This window comes from Enterobacter sp. C4G1, from assembly GCF_052886895.1.
This window is the reverse complement of sequence record NZ_JBQVVV010000001.1, coordinates 1,415,182-1,431,744: the sequence shown is the minus strand read 5'-3', so window position 1 is coordinate 1,431,744 and position 16,563 is coordinate 1,415,182. Positions and strand designations below refer to the sequence as shown.

The following is a 16,563-nucleotide window of genomic DNA, read 5'->3' as shown; positions in this document are numbered from 1 at the left end:
CTGGCCGGGGATGTCAGAACATCACCCATGCCACCAGCGGCGCAATCAGCACCATCACTACGCCCGAAAGCATCATCACCAGGCTTGCGACCACGCCCTCCTGCTGACCGAGTTCGTAAGAACGCGCCGTTCCCGCACCGTGCGAAGCCGCGCCAAACCCGGCCCCTTTTGCCATCCCTTCGCGGATAGACAAGCGCAGAAACAGCATATCGCCTACCGCCATGCCGAAGACCCCGGTGACGACGACAAACAACGCCACCAGATCCGGCTGCCCACCGAGCGGTTTGGCCGCCGCCAGCGCAAACGGTGTGGTTACCGAACGCACGGCCAGGCTGCGCTGAATTTCATCCGGCAGGGTAAATAGTCGCGCCAGCCAGACCGAACTGCACACTGCCACCACCGTGGCGGTAATCACACCCGCACTCAGCGACATCCAGTGGCGTTTGATGATCGCCAGGTTGTCGTACACCGGCACCGCAAAAGCGATAGTCGCCGGGCCGAGCAGCCACAGCAGCCAGTGGGATTCACCAATGTAGTTCTGCCAGGAGATGTGCCCGAACACCAGCATGAGCACCAGCAGGATCGGCGTGAACACCAGTGGCATCAGCGGCAGGGCGTGAAAACGCCGATACAGACGCTTGTTGGCAAAGTAGATAACCAGGGTGGCAATCAGGCACAGCACGCTTATCTGAAAGTTAGTCATGCTTCTGCCTGCTGATTTCAAACCGATAGACTTTATCCACTACCCAGGCCGTCGCACCCAGCACCATCAACGTGCTCAGGGCGATAACAGCAAAAATACGCCAGCCGTCAACCATCAGCAGTTGCGCGTAGTTCACCACCGCCACCACCGCCGGGACAAAGAACAGCAGCATTTCCGCCAGCAGCCAGCGTGCGCCAGCGCGGACCCAGTTAAGGGGAACAACGCGGCAAACAATGAGCGTCAGCATCAGCACCATACCGACCAGATTGGCAGGCAGCGGCAGATGCAGCCAGCCGACAAGATATTCCGCGAAAACAAACAGTGCGGCATAGAGCAGTACCTGAACCGGTACCTGAAGTCGTTGCACAACGGCAGGCGTAACACGACTTAACGCCACGGCCATGGGTGATTTCCTCAAAAATGAGATGAAGCGCCAGTATAGTGACCACACGTAATGGACTGAAATGAATTAAAATCATCAAATGTATAGTTTCGAGGAATAATCATGGACATAAGAACGCTGCGCTATTTTGTCGAAGTGGTTCGTCAGCAAAGTTTTACCCGCGCAGCGGAGAAGTTATTTGTCACCCAACCTACCATCAGCAAGATGCTGAAAAACCTCGAAGATGAACTGAATTGTACGCTGCTTATTCGCGACGGCCGCAAGCTGCTGCTGACCGATACCGGGCGCGTGGTGTTTGAGCGCGGTCTGGCTATCCTGGCGGAGTTTCGCCAACTGGAAGCGGAGCTTGGTGATATCAACCATCTGACGAGCGGGCTGCTGCGTCTGGGCATCCCGCCCATGGTGGGGATGATGATGGCCGGGCCGATCAGCCTGTTCCGCCAGCGCTACCCGGGCGTGGAGCTGAAAATTTCCGAATTCGGCGGTTTAACCGTGCAGCAGGCCGTCACCAACGGTGAACTGGACGTGGCGATGACCGCGCTTCCCGTCGAAGAAGAGAGCGGGCTGGCAACCCTGCCGCTCTTTAGCCACCCACTGTGCGTGCTGGTGCCGCGCTCCGGCGACTGGCTGAAGATAGACTCGGTAAAACCCGAACTGTTGGGCGAGCACCCGCTGCTTATTTACAACGAAGATTTTGCCCTAAGCCGTCAGCTGATGGCGCTGTTTAACCAGCACAATGTGAAACCGCGTATTGCTGTGCGTAGCGGTCAGTGGGACTTTCTGGCAGCAATGGTTCAGGCAGGCGTGGGGATTGCGATTTTGCCGCAGCCTATCTGCGAGCGGCTGGATAAAAACACCCTACGCTGGATCCCGCTGGAGAGCGATTTGCACTGGCAGCTAGGAATGATTTGGCGCGAAGGGGTCTATTTGTCGCACAGCGCGCAGGCGTGGCTGAAGTGTTGTGAGGGGTTTTGGGTGCGGTCTGAATAGTGCCCGGTGGCGCTGCTGTATGACCGGATACATAGGTGACAGATCAGACCGGGAACATAGGTAACACTTTTAGTCTATCCGGAGCACACTCTGGGTTTTACTGTCGTAGTACGCAAGTGTTATTCCATTAAAGATGATGGCTTCCAGGCCATCATCTTGTTCTTTCAGCATTATGTACTCACCAGTCAGTGCTTCACTCAGGAACACGGTCCCCTTTTTTCCCATATACAGTGTTCCCCTCGATTTCACCCTGTAGACCATGCCCCCTGTCGGATAAACATATTCAGGCACTCTGCCATCCCAGTGTCGGCCCGAGGGTTGCCACACCGTTCCGGGCGTTGCACCTGCCAGGGCTTCATGCGGCCTCTCGTGGTTAAACTCTTCCCGGTAGTCACTGAACCACCGCTGTTGTTCTTCCATCGTCATGAAGGTGTTGCCATATTTCACCGCACTTTTCAGGGAGCGGTGCATTCGTTCATGGCGGCCATTCTCTTCCGGGTGTCCCTTTCTGATACGTTCCGGCCTGATGCCCAGCTTGATTAGCCAGACTGCAAGACGGCTTAATCCGGCTATGCCTGTTCCCGCGAAAGGTTGACCGTTATCGGTTCTGAGCACTTCCGGCAGACCATATTCCAGGAATGCATCAGTCAGGCACGCTCTGACAAAGGGCTCACTCTCCCGGTGTGTTCCCCGGCAGCACAGCAGATACCGGCTGTGATTGTCGGTCAGAGTGAAGGGATGGCAGTACTCCCCGCTCAGCAACCTGAATTTGCCTTTAAAATCAGCACTCCAGACCTGATTGTTCTCACTGATGGTGGTCAGCGGCTGGCGATTACCCGGTGTTCTGCGTTTTCTCTTTTTATCCGGAACCAGCCCTTCACGCTTGAGGATATCGCCGATAGTACTGGCGGCAGGTACGGCAAAATCGACATGGTGATTGAGCAACCACATCCGCAGTTTTTTCGGCCCCCAGTCAGGGTGTTTCTGACGCAGGGCAGTCAGATGCCCGACGATATCATCAGGAACTGTCCGGGAGTGGGAATGCGGAGCGCGCGACTGGTCAGAGAGGGATGACAGGTCAGAAGGGTCAAAACGTTCAAGCCATTTGTAGCCGGTTTTACGGCTGATACCAAAAAGACGGCAAAGAGCGGAGAAGGAGGCCGTACCTGCATGGCAGGCACGGATAAAATCAAGGCGTTGCATAGGTTGGGTCTCAGTCCAGGGCATAGCGAGTCTCCTCTTCTATGCCAGTTATAACTGTTACCCATGTATCCGGTCTAAAGTGTTACCCATGTTTCCGGTTCATACCCTGCGCTTACCGGGCCTACGTTCGAACCGTAGGCCGGGTAAGGCGAAGCCGCCACCCGGCAAAACAGCGCTACTGATTCTCTATCAACAGCGCTTCCAGCAGATCCAGATCGTGCAGCAGTTTTTGCAGCGTCTCATTACTGATCTGACGCGTGGCGCGCAGGTGATACAGCTCGGCACGCTCTGAACGCAACGCCGCCAGGCGGAAGCGGCGCTCCAGGTTCTCTTCCTGTAGCGAGCTTTCCACATCATTTCGTCCGTCGGCACGGCGGCGCAGGTTCCCGATAACGCGTGAACTCACTTCCGTCAGCAGCTGGTTGTCGATGTTCTCTTCGGCATCTGATGCCAGTCGTTCTTCCATTTTCTGGATCGCGACAATCGCCACTTCTGCCGTTGCTGCGCGGGCAATACGCTCCTCTTTATGCTGCTGAGTCGAATCCCCCGTGTCGATATGCTGGAGCAGGATAGGTAGCATGACCACACCGACAAACAGCGAGAACAGGATCACGCCCGCCGACAGGAACACCAGCTCGTAACGGGCCGGGAAGACATCGCCAGTCGGCAACAACAGCGGAATGGAGAGCACACCAGCAAGGGTTATCGCCCCGCGCACCCCGGCGAATGAGGCAATCAGCAGCTCACGCGTGGTCCACGACCCGAACTCCATCGGTTTTTTCGTCAGGAAGCGCACGCTGAATTTCTTCATCGTCCATAGCCAGCCAAAACGGACCAGCATCAGCGCAAGGTAGATAAGCACGATATCAGTGAACAGCATCCAGGTTTCGACGTTGGGATCGGCTTCTGCCGCCACCAGTGAAGACTCCAGAATGCCCGGCAGTTGCAGGCCTAACAACAGGAATACCATGCCGTTAAACACGAACTCCAGCATCGCCCAGGTACTGTTCGCACGCAGACGCATCGCCAGCGGCGCACGGCGCATTACGCCCGCGCGGGTGATGGTCATCCCTGCCGCAACCGCCGCGAGGATGCCCGACACGCCAATATGTTCAGCAATCAGATAGGAGGCGAACGGCAGCAGGAACAGCAGAACAATCTGCGTAGCAGGTTCATCACCGCCCCAGCGGCTGAGAAAGCCCAGTGAACGGCCATACAGCCAGCTCACCACAAAGCCTGCCAGGATACCGCCAATGGCCACCTTAAAGAACTCCAGGGTCGCGCCGCCGACGGTAAAGACCATCGTGCCCATCGCAACGGCCACGGCAAATTTCAGGGCGACCAGACCGGAGGCGTCGTTCATCAGCGCCTCACCCTGCAAAATGCCCATGATTTTCTTCGGAATACGGCCTTCACCTACAATGCCGGACAGCGCCACGGCATCGGTTGGCGACAGCACCGCCGCCAGCGCAAAGGCCGGAATCAGCGGGATACCCGGCACCGCCCAGTAAATCAGGAACCCTATCCCCACCACCGTCACCACCACCAGCGCCAGCGCCAGGCCGAAGATCTCTCGCCCGTGCTCCAGGAATTCGCGCGTCGGGGTTTTCCAGCCATCAGCAAACAGCAGCGGCGGGATAAACAGCACGAGGAACAACTCCGGGTCGAACTCGACGTGTAAACCAAAGGTCGGCCATGCCAGCAGCGCACCGATAGCAATTTGCATTAATGGCAGGGGTAACTGAAAGGGCAGTACGCGGGTGACCACCCCGGATAGCGAGACCAAAAGGGTCATGATGAGTATTGTGAAAAAGATTTCCATGCGTTCCCTGTTTGCGATGATTCTTGTGTACTACGGAAGGCGTCGTGCCTCTATTCTATCTTCCAGAGAGTAACGCAATTGGCAACGATGTGTGTTCCGAAAATAAAAACGGGCGGCCAAAGCCACCCGTTTTCGCATATATCGACAACTTAAATCGCCCAGCCACCCGCGTAGAACGCGACCAGTGCAATGGCGATGACCACAGTACCGATGTTCAGCTTACGCCACTCACCGGACACCAGGCGGCCAATCACCAGCGATGCGAAACCGATCATGATGCCGGTAACGATGTTACAGGTCAGCACGATGAACACCGCCGTAATCAGGCCTGACATGGCATCGACGAAATCAGCAAAGTCGATTTTAGCCACGTTGCTCAGCATCAGCAGGCCGACATACATCAGCGCCGGTGCCGTTGCATACGCAGGCACCAGGTAGGAAAGTGGGGAGAGGAACAGGATAAACAGGAACAGCACACCAACAGTGATGGCTGTCAGGCCGGTTTTACCGCCTGCCGCCGTGCCTGCTGCGGACTCAATGTACACAGCTGCCGGCGCGGCACCCACCAGGCCTGAGAAGACGCTGCTCAGGGAGTCGGTGGTCAGCGCTTTGCCGCCATCGATAATCTGGCCGTCTTTGTCCAGCAGATTCGCCTGGCCTGCTACCGCACGGATGGTACCGGTGGCATCAAACACCGCTGTCATCACCAGCGCCAGTACACTTGGCAGGATCACCGGGTTCAGCGCACCAACGATATCCAGGCTGCCAATCAGGGAGTTGCCTTTGTCATCGCTCAGGGATGGCATAGCGAAGATACCGGAGAAATGAACGCTCGGATCGAAAATCAGGCCAACAACGGAAACACCGATAATGGTCAGCAGGATACCGCCCGGGACTTTCAGTTTTTCCAGACCGATAATCACCGCAAGGCCAATCAGAGACATGATAACCGGGAAGCTGGCGAAGTGACCCAGGGCAACCGGCAGGCCGTCCAGTGGGTTTTTGATAACCAGACCAACACCGTTAGCCGCGATCAGCAGCAGGAACAGGCCGATACCGATACCCGTACCGTGTGCCACACCGTGCGGCAGGTTGCGCAAAATCCAGCTACGAATGCCGGTTGCGGAAATCACCGTAAACAGGACACCCATCAGGAACACGGCGCCGAGCGCAACAGGTACGCTGATGTGTTGACCCAGAACCAGGCTGAATGCGGTAAATGCGGTCAGAGAGATGGCACAGCCGATGGCCAGTGGCAGGTTCGCCCACAGGCCCATCACGATGGAGCCCACACCGGCCACGAGGCAGGTGGCAACAAAAACAGCCGCAGGCGGGAAGCCCGCTTTACCGAGCATCCCCGGCACAACGATGACGGAATAAACCATCGCCAGAAACGTTGTCAGACCGGCAACGATTTCCTGGCGCACGGTGCTGCCGCGTGCAGAAATTTTAAACATGGCGTCAAGTGAACCGCCAGTACGCGCAGATGGCGTAGACATAGAAAACATCCCCTGAGAGTTTTTATAGAAAGTCCGTAAACGTGGTGGAGACTCCACTGCCAGCAAAACGTCAAATCCTTGTGCTACGTTTGTGACGAATAGGGGCGTCACAAAAAAAGCAAACGTTTAGCTCCGCGCTTACAAAACGGGTGGTCAAATTAAGGCAAACGATTATCTAGCCTAATCACCGCCCTTTTCAACTTAACTTTCTCGTTTTTCACTAAAATTACCTTATGACGCTGAAGAATTAACCAGAGGATGCGCAAACGTTATCGTCTATGCGCAATTTAGTAACATTTCAGCCTTCACCTGGAATATCGAACGGCCCGCCTTGTTCGAGTGTACGCTGCCATCCCGGGCGCATTTCCACCCTTTTCTTCCAGGCATGAATATGCGGCAGGTTTTCAACGCCACCTCGCGCCAGCAGCGCAAAAATCGGAAAACTCATCTGAATATCGGCCATGCTGAAGTGCTCACCGGCAAACCAGCTATTTTCGCTAAGATAAGATTCGATATAGCGCGCGTGTGTTTCCAGCTGTCGATTGAGCCAGGCCTTTTGTACACCTTGCCCCAGTACCTTACCCAGGGCCCGTAGGCCAAACGGGATAGGCGGTTTTCCAAGGCTTGCAAAAACGAGCTTCATCAACAGCAGCGGCATAAGAGAACCTTCTGCGTAGTGCAGCCAGAAACGGTATTGCACCTTATGCGCAGGATCCCGCGGTTTAAACTGAAATTCTGCGTCATAGGTTTCCTGGAGATATTCCAGAATGGCTCCCGACTCTGCCAGAATCAGTCCGTTATCTTCAATCACCGGGGATTTACCCAGCGGATGCACTTTCCGAAGCGCAGCAGGTGCCAGCATGTTTTTTTCACGCTGATAGCGAACTATCTGATAAGGCAGAGAGAGTTCCTCCAGCGCCCAAATCACACGCTGCGAACGCGACTGATTAAGATGGTGTACGGTGAGCATCATGTTCTCCTGTGATTCACACTGTTTAACTATAGAAAATTGAATAACACCGCGAAAATAATTTGGCTAAAAAGTGAACTCAATCGCTGGCGAAAATCAGCTCCTTGCATAGAATTAAAGTGTCAGCACAATCCGGAACCTCCCCAACTAGCTCGACATGAGGGGTGCTGATGTCGGGGGAAACCCTCCCGTGAACCAGCGGGATAGAGTGAAAGACAAAGACCGGGAAAAACTAAAGCGCCCTTTATGTGGCGCTTTAGTTCTTTATAGGGTGCGGTGTTTTTGCCGGGCGACGGCTACGCCTTACCCGGCAAACCGGCTGCGCATCTCCTCAATCCTCTTCCAGTAAGCGCGCCCCTGTCCCCTGCTCGCCGAGTTTGTCTCCCGGGTTACGCAACGGACAATCACTGCGTGATAAACATCCGCAGCCAATGCAGCCGTCCAGTTCATCGCGCAATGCCACCAGGGTATGAATGCGCCTGTCCAGTTCGTCACGCCACTGGGAGGAAAGCTCCTTCCACTCTTTTGCGCTCAGTGTGTGTCCTTCCGGCAGAACGCCAAACGCATCGCCGATGGTGGCCAGGGGAATTCCGATTCGTTGCGCAATTTTGATAATGGCCACGTAACGGAGCACATCGCGGGTGTAACGACGCTGGTTCCCGCCATTACGAATACTTTTAATTAACCCTTTGCTTTCATAGAAGTGGAGCGCCGATACCGCCACACCGCTTCGTTTTGCCACTTCTCCAGGGGTTAAGAGCGCTTTGATGCGCGGTAATCTCTTTTCCATAAAACCTCTTTACCTCAAGTTAACTTGAGGAATTATACTCCCCCGCAGAGAAAACGACGAATCAACAGAGATAGTTGTATCTACAGAGGGGCAACCTTATGTCGCATCAGCAAATTATTCAGACACTTATTGAATGGATTGATGAACATATCGACCAACCGTTGAACATTGATGTGGTCGCTAAGAAGTCGGGCTATTCGAAATGGTATTTACAGAGAATGTTCCGCACAGTCATGCATCAAACGCTGGGCGATTACATACGTCAGCGCAGGCTACTGCTGGCAGCGCAGGCATTGCGCTCTACGCAACGGCCTATCTTTGATATCGCCATGGATCTGGGTTATGTGTCGCAACAGACCTTTTCCCGCGTGTTCCGTCGCGAGTTCGACCGCACGCCGAGCGATTATCGCCATCAGTTGAATTAATGCGTTTAGTGCAAAGGTTGCTGCTGCCAGGTCATAAATTCCTGCGGCGGCATCGCTTTCGCGAAGTGCCATCCCTGACAATATTGCACGCCACGCTTTAACAGCCAACTCACCTGCTCTGCCGTTTCCACCCCTTCCGCGATGGTTTTTAAGCGCAGGCTTTGCGCCATTTCGATAATGTGCTCTGCAATCAGGTGGCTGGTGCTGTTAGTTGTCAGCGTGTCGACGAAAGATTTATCAATCTTGAGGATATCGACGTTCAGGGAATAGAGGTTATGCAGGTTCGAGTAGCCTGTACCGAAGTCATCGATAGCCACTTCATAACCCGCCTGGCGGAACGCCTGGATAACCGGTGTCGTTTTAGGGACATCGATAAAACCACGTTCTGTTACTTCGATTTTGATCTGCTGTGCACGAACCGAGTGGAAGCGGGCCTTATCCGAGATCAGGGCGATCAGGCGCGAGGAGTGGAAATCCGCAGCCGATAAGTTAATCGAAATATAAAGATGGGGATTTGCGGCAAGGAAATTACCCAGATCGCTGAAGACCTCTTCAACGACATAATCGGTAATGCGTTCAATCATCCCTTCTTTTTCGGCCAGCGGAATAAAATCCGCAGGGCTCATCACTATCTGACCGTTAAATCCAGGCCATCTCAGCAGGGCTTCCGCACCCACACAGCGGTTATTTTTAATATCAATGATGGGTTGATAATGAACGCACAACTGGCGCTTATTCAGCGCCCGGTGCAACAATCGTCCAGGTGAATTGAGCTCACGATGCGTACGTGACCACACCAGCAGTATAATAACGCTGCAAATCATCCCCAGCGGCAGCGTCAGGGTTGCCTGGTGATAGAGCGTTTCATAAAAACGTTTATTCGATGTCGAGACGATGGCGGCAATAGGGCGTTTTTCGGAATTTACAATCGTGTAAAAACGCTCATCTTTTTGAAATGTCGATTCCTTATGTCGAATCATCGAATTTAATAATGAAACGTTGGCCTGCGCACTGACTGAAAAAAATGCATTGGTAACGGTGTCATATACTCCCCACGCCAGCGAATGATCGGCCGACATCACCTCGCTGTAAGAAAGTGGATTAACCACGACGACATAATTCCCGCGCTGCATATACGTCATTTTATAACCGGTAAAAAATGGCGTATCACGATAATAATAGATAGCAACATCAGGTTTGCGTTTGTAATTGGCGGAGGATATTAAGTAAGGTTGTTCAGGCGTAAGAACTGTCGAGCAAAGAAAATTCTGACCTTCGGCATAAATTAAATCAGCGACGAACAAGCGACCACGCACAACGTTCAACATATATTGACGATGTGTAGGCGTACACAATTTACCCCGATATTTTTCAGCGTCATCACGCGCCAGGTCAACCTGCTGAATTACAAGCTCTGTTTTATCTAACGCCAGCTCGGCAAATGTTCGTAATTGGGCACTTGTTTCTGTTACGGCTCTTAGCTGGGCAAACCATAGCGCAAGCATCACCGGTAGCAGAACTACCATGATGATCCCTACCACCCTTAGCATCTTGCGCCGTGCGCTACGATTCATTTCCCGCCCTATATCCCTGCATTTTGTACGCCTGTAGTAATGAAGGCCGGATGCTTTGATAAACAGGTGATTACGTTGCATGAATCATGCGAAGTTAGCAACTGACTTTTAGTATTAAAAATCTTAATTTTCGTTATGCCGATAATATTCTCCCGTAAGCCAAACTGAAAGTATTCGTTCCGTTTCTATTAAGGAAAATAATTATCCAGTCTGAGCGGGAGGTTTTAAGATAACACAACAGAGGATCGGTGATTAAGCTAAACTATTGGCAGCATGAAAAAAGAACATGTTGAGCATGAAATTTTATCCTATTTGGTGGTAAGCCATCCCTGATTCGATTTATAAATAATCAGAAGCCAGCACTGTTTTTCCTCTTCCTGCACGCTTCGCATCATATAATGCTTTATCTGCTCGCGTGAGTAATGTCGAGGTATCACGCTGACCCTGCCCCACCTCCACAACACCCGCGCTAAACGCGAGCTCCAGTTTTCTGTCGCCGACCATCAGGGGTTTTGTCTTCAATATGTGACGTAACTGGTTGGAGAGTCGTGTTGCGGCATCGCCGTCAGTTCGCGCCAGCAAAAGTAAAAATTCTTCGCCACCCACTCGCCCAAGTGCAGAACCTGTCGGACTTAACTCCCGTAGCCGGTCGCAAAAATGGATCAGTGCGGCATCGCCAACCAAATGTCCCCACTCGTCGTTGATTTGCTTAAAATAATCCAGGTCGAACATCAGCACACAAAAGTGGCTGTCTGCATCCTGTCGCGAAATCGCCGCCAGCGCCGATTTAAGCTTTTGCAAAATTGCTGAGCGGTTAAAACAGCCGGTGAGATCGTCAGTAGTTGCCTTAACCGCCAGCTGCTGCTCTGCTTTTTTCCGCTCGGTAATGTCCAGACCAATATTCAGAATCGAGTTGTCGGGTAACAGAATGTTAGACCACAGAATAGTCAGCTGCATCCCGTCTCTGCGCAGGGGGTGCCATTCATACATGTCTTTAAGGGGGGAAACATGCACAGACTCCCGCACCCGTCGGCGCTCTTCAGGATCAGGATAGAAAAGTACCAACGGATCGGAATGTGCGGCGACCTCTGCCATACTCCAGCCAAACACTTTTTCGCATTCCGCATTCCACAACACACAACGGTTGTGTTTGTCGAAGGAGTTCATTAGCACCGGAGCTCTCTCGAACAAGGTTTTATACTGCGTGACAACCCGCTGCATTTCTTGCGCTGTCTTTTCTCGCGCAATAATCTCTTCAAAATAGTCTTTTAGCTTCTCAACCAGCACCACCACGATATTTTTGAGGATAGGGAGAGAATTGAGTCGTTCATCAAACGCTAAAAAGAAATAACCGCTACAGTGCCAGTCGTGTGAAGAGAGTTTGCATAAAACACCGCTTTGCAACTGCGTGTAGCCCGGGTGTTGAGGAGGAAAAAGCGCGCGTCCGATATGCTCTTTCCAGTAAACCACCCGCCACGATCGGTGATGGCGTTGCAGCGAGGTACTGGCAAGAAAATCAATCACTTCAAAAGAGTGACAGGTGACGTCACCTGCACACACCACCCGTTGCAATCCATCATCGTCATCAACGCTGACCCAGGCAAGTGTTGAACCTAAAACCCGGTTAATGGTGTCCAGCATTTCCGATAAAGAGCACTGAGAATTAAGCAGTGGCATAAGCTTTGCCAGTGCGTGCAGCGCCTGCATACTGTCGTTAACAATATCGCGTCGTTTTTCTTTCATCATTTGTTCGCAGGTCATTAAATGATAGATCGACCGCAACATATATTCAGATTCAAAAAACCGTTAATTACTGAATAAAAATTCAGAATAATTAAATAACACTCTGTGTGTAATGAAAATGATACGCAACAGAAAAAAACCAAAAAATTCAAAAACCTGAATTATTAGCTACGAGTACATTTATTTGTCCACTCAAGCATAATCTATAGGTTTTATGCTGTAAACGTTATACAACTTTTGAAATATTGCAGAGGTTTCGCTATCCCAATGAATTCATTACAAAGAGTGAGGAAAGCCCACCATTAGCCTGCAAAGATATATTTTCACTTTACGTTCAAAAGCATATCTCGTGTCTATACCTGCCCCTCTTTTCATCTTCCTGATACTGGCGAATAAAACACCAAGTGTGATATAGTTCACACATATCATGTAACTCAAAACATTGTTTCAGTCGTTCGTCTGCTTTTCGAGGATAGGTTTATGGCAACCATTACCACCAGCATGGTTCTCCTGCGCTGGCCGTTGTTCAGTGCGGTATTGATGTTTTTAGCCAGCACGCTGAACATTCAATTTCGTAAATCTGACTACGCTGGCCTTGCAGTGATCAGCACCGTGCTGGGACTGGGCGCGGCATGTTGGTTTGCAACGGGCTTGCTTGGCATCACCCTGCTGGATATCGCAACCATCTGGGAAAACGTGAAAGTCGTCATGGTTGAAGCAATGAGCCACACCCCGCCGGACTGGCCGATGGTGATTACCTGACAGAGTCATTCCTGCAGGTACTGATGAGCACAATAAAAAACCTCGCATTTGCGAGGTTTTTTTATGCCTGACAGAAATCAGAACGGGATATCGTCGTCGAAGTCCATTGGCGGTTCATTAGATGGCGCCGGAGCAGACTGCTGCTGTGGACGAGACTGTGCACCGCCGCTGAACTGGTTGCCGCCCTGTGGCTGCTGAGGCTGACCCCAACCGCCCTGCTGCTGGCCGCCACCTGCTGGTGCGCCACCGCCCTGACGGCCACCCAGCATCTGCATGGTGCCGCCGACGTTTACCACGATTTCGGTCGTGTATTTTTCAGCGCCGGACTGATCGGTCCATTTACGGGTACGCAGCTGGCCTTCGATGTAAACCTGAGAACCTTTACGCAGGTACTCACCCGCCACTTCAGCCAGTTTGCCGAACAGCACAACACGGTGCCATTCGGTCTGCTCTTTCATTTCGCCGGTCGCTTTATCACGCCAGGATTCGGAAGTAGCAAGCGTAATGTTGGCAACTGCGCCACCACTCGGCATATAGCGTACTTCCGGGTCCTGGCCCAGATTACCGACGAGAATCACCTTGTTTACGCCTCTGCTGGCCATGTTCGTGTCTCCTGAATACGTTTCTTAATAGTGTAAACGCGCGAGTGTACCATTTCCATACGCCACTTTGATAGTTGCGTAGCATGTTCCAGACTTCTCTCGCGAACTGAACATTGTTACACAGCGAATCAGAAAATGCATTCCAATACTGTATATTCAAACAGGTCAATTTGTGTCATAATTAGCCGTTTCTGACAGCCGGTTGTCCTTCAAACAAACCAGGCAAACAGTGTTCCTACCGGGAAAGGTGAATGGATAAGATCGAAGTTCGGGGCGCCCGCACCCACAATCTCAAGAATATCAACCTCATTATCCCTCGCGACAAACTCATCGTCGTGACCGGGCTTTCGGGGTCTGGCAAATCCTCACTGGCTTTCGACACTTTATACGCCGAAGGACAGCGTCGTTACGTTGAATCGCTCTCCGCCTATGCCCGGCAGTTCCTGTCGTTAATGGAAAAGCCGGACGTTGACCACATTGAAGGGTTGTCACCTGCTATCTCTATCGAGCAGAAATCGACTTCACATAACCCGCGTTCAACGGTGGGTACGATTACCGAAATTCATGACTACCTGCGCCTGCTGTTTGCACGCGTTGGTGAGCCGCGCTGCCCGGACCACGATGTACCGCTGGCCGCGCAAACCGTGAGCCAGATGGTCGATAACGTGCTGGCGCAGCCGGAAGGTAAACGCCTGATGCTGCTCGCCCCTATCATTAAAGAGCGTAAAGGCGAGCACACCAAAACGCTGGAAAACCTGGCAAGCCAGGGCTACATCCGCGCCCGTATCGACGGAGAAGTGTGTGACCTGTCTGATCCACCGAAGCTGGAATTACAGAAGAAACACACCATCGAAGTGGTGATTGACCGCTTCAAAGTGCGCGAGGATCTGGCAACACGTCTGGCCGAATCGTTTGAAACGGCGCTCGAACTCTCAGGCGGCACCGCCGTGGTGTCCGACATGGACGACCCAAAAGCCGAAGAGCTGCTCTTCTCTGCTAACTTTGCCTGCCCAATTTGCGGCTACAGTATGCGCGAGCTTGAACCACGCCTGTTCTCGTTCAACAACCCGGCGGGTGCATGTCCAACATGCGACGGGCTGGGCGTTCAGCAGTATTTCGATCCAGACCGCGTGATTCAGAACCCGGAGCTGTCGCTGGCTGGGGGCGCTATTCGCGGATGGGATAAGCGTAACTTCTACTATTTCCAGATGCTCAAGTCGTTAGCAGAGCACTATAAATTCGATGTTGAAGCCCCATGGGGCAGCCTGAACCCGACGGTACACAAAGTGGTGCTGTACGGTTCCGGTAAAGAGAACATCGAATTCAAATACATGAACGATCGTGGCGATACCTCCGTGCGCCGTCACCCGTTTGAAGGCGTGCTGCACAACATGGAGCGCCGCTACAAAGAGACGGAATCCAGCGCAGTACGTGAAGAGCTGGCGAAGTTTATCAGCAACCGCTCCTGCGCCACCTGCGACGGCACGCGCCTGCGTCGCGAAGCGCGTCATGTGTTTGTCGAAAACACGGCGCTGCCGACCATCTCAGATATGAGCATCGGCCACGCGATGGACTTTTTCACTAACCTGAAGCTTTCCGGACAGCGCGCGAAAATTGCCGAAAAAGTGCTGAAAGAGATTGGCGATCGCCTGAAATTCCTGGTGAACGTGGGTCTGAACTACCTGACGCTTTCCCGATCGGCTGAAACGCTCTCCGGTGGTGAAGCACAGCGTATCCGCCTGGCAAGCCAGATTGGTGCGGGCTTAGTGGGCGTGATGTACGTGCTGGATGAGCCGTCTATCGGCCTGCATCAGCGCGATAACGAACGCCTGCTCGGTACGCTTATCCACCTGCGTAACCTCGGCAACACGGTGATTGTGGTCGAGCACGATGAAGATGCCATTCGCGCCGCCGACCACGTTATCGACATCGGCCCGGGCGCAGGCGTGCACGGCGGCCAGGTCGTGGCGGAAGGGACGCTCAAGGATATTATGGCGGTGCCGGAATCGCTGACCGGCCAGTACATGAGCGGCAAGCGCAAAATTGAGGTACCGAAACAACGCGTGGCGGCGAACCCGGAAAAAGTACTGAAGCTGACTGGGGCGCGCGGCAACAACCTGAAAGACGTAACCCTGACGCTGCCAGTCGGCCTGTTCACCTGTATTACCGGCGTGTCCGGTTCCGGTAAATCGACGCTTATCAACGATACGCTGTTCCCGATTGCGCAGACCCAGCTTAATGGCGCAACGCTCGCAGAACCAGCACCGTACCGCGATATTCAGGGGCTGGAGCATTTCGATAAGGTTATCGATATCGATCAGAGCCCGATTGGCCGCACGCCGCGTTCCAACCCGGCAACCTATACCGGTGTGTTCACGCCTGTACGTGAACTCTTCGCCGGTGTGCCGGAATCCCGTTCGCGCGGGTATACGCCAGGACGTTTCAGCTTTAACGTACGCGGCGGTCGTTGTGAAGCCTGTCAGGGCGACGGTGTTATCAAGGTAGAGATGCACTTCCTTCCAGATATCTACGTGCCGTGCGACCAGTGCAAAGGTAAGCGCTATAACCGCGAAACGCTGGAGATTAAATACAAAGGCAAGACCATCCACGAAGTGCTGGATATGACCATTGAAGAGGCGCGCGAGTTCTTTGATGCCGTTCCTGCGCTGGCGCGTAAACTGCAAACGCTGATGGATGTGGGGCTGACCTATATCCGTCTGGGGCAGTCAGCGACCACGCTTTCCGGCGGTGAAGCGCAGCGCGTGAAGCTGGCGCGCGAACTGTCCAAGCGCGGCACCGGTCAGACGCTGTACATTCTGGATGAACCGACCACAGGCCTGCACTTTGCGGATATCCAGCAGTTGCTCGACGTACTGCATCAGTTGCGCGATCAGGGCAATACCATTGTGGTGATTGAGCACAATCTCGATGTGATTAAAACTGCAGACTGGATTGTGGATCTCGGCCCGGAAGGCGGTAGCGGCGGCGGTGAAATTCTCGTGTCCGGTACGCCAGAAACCGTTGCAGAGTGCGAAGCTTCGCACACCGCACGTTTCCTCAAGCCTTTGCTGTAATCG

At 53.1% G+C, this 16,563-nt stretch carries 14 protein-coding genes; 4 read left to right on the top strand and 10 right to left on the bottom strand.

The window, feature by feature from the left end:
- Positions 1-13: 13 nt before the first annotated feature.
- On the bottom strand, positions 14-703 hold the full coding sequence (locus tag ACT9TW_RS06845) for an LrgB family protein (protein WP_014830302.1): 690 nt from the start codon (positions 701-703) through the stop codon (positions 14-16).
- On the bottom strand, positions 696-1,106 hold the full coding sequence (locus tag ACT9TW_RS06840) for a CidA/LrgA family protein (protein ID WP_446491951.1): 411 nt from the start codon (positions 1,104-1,106) through the stop codon (positions 696-698). Before ACT9TW_RS06840 ends, ACT9TW_RS06845 begins: the two co-directional genes overlap by 8 nt.
- A gap of 102 nt (positions 1,107-1,208) precedes the next feature.
- Between ACT9TW_RS06840 and ACT9TW_RS06835 the strand changes: the two genes are divergently transcribed.
- Positions 1,209-2,096 (top strand): LysR family transcriptional regulator, encoded by an 888-nt coding sequence (locus tag ACT9TW_RS06835; protein WP_182063312.1) that lies wholly within the window; start codon positions 1,209-1,211, stop codon positions 2,094-2,096.
- Between the two features lie 69 nt (positions 2,097-2,165).
- Here ACT9TW_RS06835 and ACT9TW_RS06830 read toward each other — a convergent pair whose 3' ends face one another.
- From ACT9TW_RS06830 to soxR, 5 genes are all read right to left on the bottom strand, one after another.
- On the bottom strand, positions 2,166-3,323 hold the full coding sequence (locus ACT9TW_RS06830) for a DDE-type integrase/transposase/recombinase (RefSeq protein WP_315685889.1): 1,158 nt from the start codon (positions 3,321-3,323) through the stop codon (positions 2,166-2,168).
- A 151-nt stretch (positions 3,324-3,474) separates the two neighbouring features.
- Positions 3,475-5,121 carry a Na+/H+ antiporter gene (locus ACT9TW_RS06825; protein WP_182063311.1) on the bottom strand — a complete coding sequence of 549 codons (1,647 nt, stop codon included), beginning with the start codon at positions 5,119-5,121 and terminating at the stop codon, positions 3,475-3,477.
- A 149-nt stretch (positions 5,122-5,270) separates the two neighbouring features.
- A complete protein-coding gene (gene ghxP / locus ACT9TW_RS06820; RefSeq protein ID WP_446491950.1) occupies positions 5,271-6,620 on the bottom strand; it encodes a guanine/hypoxanthine transporter GhxP in 1,350 nt (449 codons plus the stop codon).
- Positions 6,621-6,918: 298 nt separating this feature from the next.
- Entirely contained in the window at positions 6,919-7,590 is a 672-nt protein-coding gene (locus tag ACT9TW_RS06815; RefSeq protein WP_182063511.1) for a glutathione S-transferase family protein, read from the bottom strand.
- 331 nt (positions 7,591-7,921) lie between these two features.
- A complete protein-coding gene (soxR, locus tag ACT9TW_RS06810) occupies positions 7,922-8,380 on the bottom strand; it encodes a redox-sensitive transcriptional activator SoxR (protein ID WP_014068530.1) in 459 nt (152 codons plus the stop codon).
- Between the two features lie 98 nt (positions 8,381-8,478).
- Here soxR and soxS point away from each other — a divergent pair, with 98 nt between their 5' ends.
- Positions 8,479-8,805, top strand: coding sequence for a superoxide response transcriptional regulator SoxS (soxS, locus tag ACT9TW_RS06805; RefSeq protein ID WP_003860277.1), 327 nt, complete (start codon positions 8,479-8,481; stop codon positions 8,803-8,805).
- Between the two features lie 5 nt (positions 8,806-8,810).
- Here the strand turns inward: soxS and ACT9TW_RS06800 are convergent, their stop codons facing one another.
- The gene (locus ACT9TW_RS06800) at positions 8,811-10,379 is read right to left on the bottom strand and encodes an EAL domain-containing protein (protein ID WP_446492693.1); all 1,569 of its coding nucleotides are present in this window, start codon (positions 10,377-10,379) and stop codon (positions 8,811-8,813) included.
- Between the two features lie 339 nt (positions 10,380-10,718).
- Complete coding sequence (locus tag ACT9TW_RS06795) at positions 10,719-12,122, bottom strand: diguanylate cyclase (RefSeq protein WP_446492692.1); 1,404 nt, start codon at positions 12,120-12,122, stop codon at positions 10,719-10,721.
- Between the two features lie 480 nt (positions 12,123-12,602).
- Between ACT9TW_RS06795 and ACT9TW_RS06790 the strand changes: the two genes are divergently transcribed.
- Entirely contained in the window at positions 12,603-12,884 is a 282-nt protein-coding gene (locus tag ACT9TW_RS06790) for a YjcB family protein (protein ID WP_014068527.1), read from the top strand.
- A 77-nt stretch (positions 12,885-12,961) separates the two neighbouring features.
- Here ACT9TW_RS06790 and ssb1 read toward each other — a convergent pair whose 3' ends face one another.
- Positions 12,962-13,486, bottom strand: a complete 525-nt coding sequence (gene ssb1, locus ACT9TW_RS06785; protein WP_014068526.1) for a single-stranded DNA-binding protein SSB1 — start codon at positions 13,484-13,486, stop codon at positions 12,962-12,964.
- Between the two features lie 251 nt (positions 13,487-13,737).
- On the opposite strand from ssb1, the gene uvrA reads away from it, so the two are divergent.
- Positions 13,738-16,560, top strand: a complete 2,823-nt coding sequence (gene uvrA, locus ACT9TW_RS06780) for an excinuclease ABC subunit UvrA (protein ID WP_182063308.1) — start codon at positions 13,738-13,740, stop codon at positions 16,558-16,560.
- Positions 16,561-16,563: the final 3 nt, after the last annotated feature.